Below are 3,344 nucleotides of genomic sequence, written 5' to 3' on the forward strand. Positions count from 1 at the left end.
TCTAGGTTCTAGGTTCTAGGTTCTAGGTTCTAGGTTCTAGGTTCAAGAAAATTTAACCACAGAGTTCACCGAGAAGTGAATAAGAGTTCAAAGATTCTTTCTCTGTGCAGCGCGAAGCGCCTCTGTGTTCTCTGTGGTGAATAAAAAGATAAGTTGTGCTAGTTAGAGCCAGACAAATACCTAATTTAATCTCATGTTGGCATCATTTTGACAATCCTGACTACATTATTGAAACGCGGTTTGTTAGGTTGCTAGTTACTAAAGAAATTAACCACAGAGCACACCGAGTTCACCGAGAAGTAAATAAAAGTCCAAAAATTTTTACTCTGTGCAGCGCGAAGCGCCTCTGTGTGCTCAATGGTGAATAAAAAGATAAGTTGTGCCTGTAAGCTCGCAGATAAATAATTCATTTAATTGTAACTTGATAACCAAAGGGGCAAAAACAACTTGCCCCCTGATGACTAAAATTATACGTCAACACCACCTAGCACCTTGTCTAGTTGCATTTCTGTCAAAACACGATCTTGGATAGGTTGTTTAGCTGCGTTTATTTCATCTACACCCCAAACTAAACCAACTGCTGTGCGTGTTGGGCGTTTACCTTTAGGCATGTCTGCTAGCGCTAAATAGGCATCTACCACCATTTGTGGATTAGGCGCTTGATCGCTCTGCATAAATTTACCGAATTCCTCGAACATAGCGGCAGGAATGTTTGCCAATTCGCCGTAGCTGTCCAGTATGTCTGTGCGTGATGGTTGTTGTCCTGATGCACTTAGACCTGTAGGGAATGGCCCTGGTTGTACGATGGCGACATCGATGCCGAATGGTGCTACTTCGTAGCGTAAACCTTGGAGGTAGCCTTCTAAAGCATGTTTTGTCGCTGCGTAAGTAGAGAAATACGGCGCTGAAATTTGGCCAACCATTGATGAGGTGTTGATGATCAGGCCAGACTTAGCTTCACGCATCGCAGGCAAAACTGCCAGAATAGTACGCATAGCGCCATAGTAGTTGGTTTCCATCTGCTCGCGAGCTTGATCAATGCTAAATGCTTCTGTAATGCCAAGATACATTACGCCAGCATTGTTTAGTAACACATCAATTTTTCCCGCTTTATCTAGCACACTCGCAATGGCGGTTTTGACAGAATCGTCGTTAGTAACATCCATATCAACAACCTGAATAGAATCGCTATACGCTTCTAATTCGGCTTTAACTGCAGCGTTTTTGCCTTCAGGGCCGCGCATAGTAGCGAACACTAGATAGCCTTTATCAGCAAAATCTTTTACTGACTTTTGACCAAATCCACTGCTGCTACCTGTGATAACGATGCTTTTTTGTGTTTCGTTCATTATTCTTTCCTATTTGCTTTGCCTAATTAAATACCAGCCGGTACAATAAACCGTAAAGAACAGCCTGTCAAATTAAAATACCGAGTGGTACCAAATGAATTCAAATACAGTTAAGCCCGTTAGAGGGCGTCCAAAGACCTTAGATCGCGATCATATTTTAGATGTGGCAATGGATTCTTACTGGAAAGACAATATAGGTAATTTATCCCTTAATGAAATTTGCAGAAGATCGGGTGTATCTAAACCTGGTCTTTACCGTGAATTTTCTAATGAAGATGGCTTGATGAAAGCTGTCCTGATTAGGTATCAGGAGCAAGTGTTAGAGCCTGTGCAGCAGATGCTAAATAGTGACGTTCCATTTAGAGAGGCTCTTGATAACCTTATATCGTTTGCCACTTCAGTTAATTGTCATGATGAATCTCCAAATGGCTGTCTTTTTATAAAAATGCGCGAATCACGAGTACATTTGGGAAAAGAAACACAAGCGCAAATAGATTTTCTTGAAAAGCAGGGATTAGTTTTTTTCAAGAAATGGGTAGAGCGTTCAAAGACTAAGGGAGAGTTTTCTGTGGACATGTCATCGGAATTTGCTGCTACTTATATTGACGCGCAGCTAAGCAATGCATCGACACAGCTAGCTCGAGGTGTGGCCCCTGAAACGGTGAAAAAGATATTATTAGTCGCTTTTTCTGTGCTGGAATGACTACGCCAGCTTGTTCAGTTTTAAGACATTTTTTCAACAAAGGTTGAAAAGAGAACTTTCTGGCTCAAATCAGCACAATAATTCGCATCAGTATGTGTATTTATTTTGGTTAGTGTCGAATTTGATATTCAGAGCAAAGCTCGGTTGAACTCATAGTGCTCTAACTAAGTTCGGCTGTGAGCAATACCCGGCTATTGATAATAGCTAATTAAGTAGTAAAACGTTGTTTGCTCAGATATTCAAGGATATGAGCGACGCGCGTATATTGTTCCATTTAGCTCTACTTAAAGATTTTAGAAAACTTAATAATAGTAATATCTTAGCTAATTTGTTAAAACTGTGTAAAGTATACATATGAGTGTGGTCGGAGCAGAAAGATCCGCCCTTCGCGCACTATAAAATTGTTAGCTGTATTCGGAACTTTGATGACAAAAGAAATTATGGAGACAACAATGACGGGAATAGAACTGGTAAGTTTAATTGCTTCAATAGCATCATTGATTCTTGCAATAGGTGCTATTTGGCTTTCTATTGCTTTTTTTAAAATGTCTAATGAAGCATCGAAATCGACTACTGAGGCAGCAAAGGGAATTGATGCTAGCATTCAAAGACTTGAAAACTTATTTGATAAATTATATTCAGATACTTTTACAATGATGAAAGATACAGTCTCAGATATGCGAAAACACATCTGGAGTGGAGATGACACTGTTGATAAAGTCACCGAGAAAAAAAATGATATTCTTGAAGAGGCAGACCGTAAAGCAGAAGAAAAAGTTTTAGAGATCAAAAAGAACATGGATAAAAAACTTGAAGCTATTCTTGCACAGCAAAAGGCTGCTGATGGTGAGGTTGTAGGAATGCGAAATGAAATAGAAAAGCTACTAGATAGCGCTATTCAAACGTCACGTTCAGTTGAAAGTGAAGCTAGAGAGGAAACTGTAAGAGACCACATACTTATGGAGATTAAAAGGCTAAAAAGGATAAAAAGAACGATTCAGGCTCGAGATTTAGTTAATAGCTTATCTGATAGCCTAGGAGGTGGCCGGGTTATTAAAGAAATTAAAAGAATGAAAGATGATGAACTTCTGGATTTTACAGATAAAATTATTGCTCCAGATACAAAAATTTGGTTATTGTAACAAACCAATCATCGAGCTTAATACAGCTAATCGGGTAGCCGGAGGTCTCTAACCTCCAGCCCCCACACCACCCATCATGCGGGTCCGCAATGGGCGGTTCATCTCCCGTAATGAATATTGATCCAAATATCTCTCAATGACACTAAACCT

3 protein-coding genes are annotated in these 3,344 nt (G+C 39.8%); 2 read left to right on the plus strand and 1 reads right to left on the minus strand.

What is annotated here, in order from left to right:
* Positions 1 to 467: 467 nt before the first annotated feature.
* Complete coding sequence (locus H5158_RS22260) at positions 468 to 1,349, minus strand: SDR family oxidoreductase (protein WP_182740933.1); 882 nt, start codon at positions 1,347 to 1,349, stop codon at positions 468 to 470.
* A gap of 94 nt (positions 1,350 to 1,443) precedes the next feature.
* Between H5158_RS22260 and H5158_RS22265 the strand changes: the two genes are divergently transcribed.
* Both H5158_RS22265 and H5158_RS22270 read left to right on the plus strand, forming a co-directional pair.
* The gene (locus tag H5158_RS22265) at positions 1,444 to 2,052 is read left to right on the plus strand and encodes a TetR/AcrR family transcriptional regulator (protein ID WP_182740934.1); all 609 of its coding nucleotides are present in this window, start codon (positions 1,444 to 1,446) and stop codon (positions 2,050 to 2,052) included.
* Between the two features lie 425 nt (positions 2,053 to 2,477).
* Complete coding sequence (locus H5158_RS22270) at positions 2,478 to 3,194, plus strand: hypothetical protein (protein WP_182740935.1); 717 nt, start codon at positions 2,478 to 2,480, stop codon at positions 3,192 to 3,194.
* The last annotated feature ends 150 nt before the right edge of the window (positions 3,195 to 3,344 follow it).

It is taken from the genome of Pseudoalteromonas sp. SR45-6, from assembly GCF_014163545.1.
GTDB lineage: Bacteria > Pseudomonadota > Gammaproteobacteria > Enterobacterales > Alteromonadaceae > Pseudoalteromonas > Pseudoalteromonas rhizosphaerae.

What these genes read in the sequence shown, in the direction of transcription:
- H5158_RS22265 (WP_182740934.1), top strand. Translation starts at nt 1,444, where the DNA reads ATGAATTCAAATACAGTTAAGCCCGTTAGAGGGCGTCCAAAGACCTTA.
- H5158_RS22270 (WP_182740935.1), top strand. Translation starts at nt 2,478, where the DNA reads ATGACAAAAGAAATTATGGAGACAACAATGACGGGAATAGAACTGGTA.
- H5158_RS22260 (WP_182740933.1), bottom strand. Translation starts at nt 1,349, where the DNA reads ATGAACGAAACACAAAAAAGCATCGTTATCACAGGTAGCAGCAGTGGA.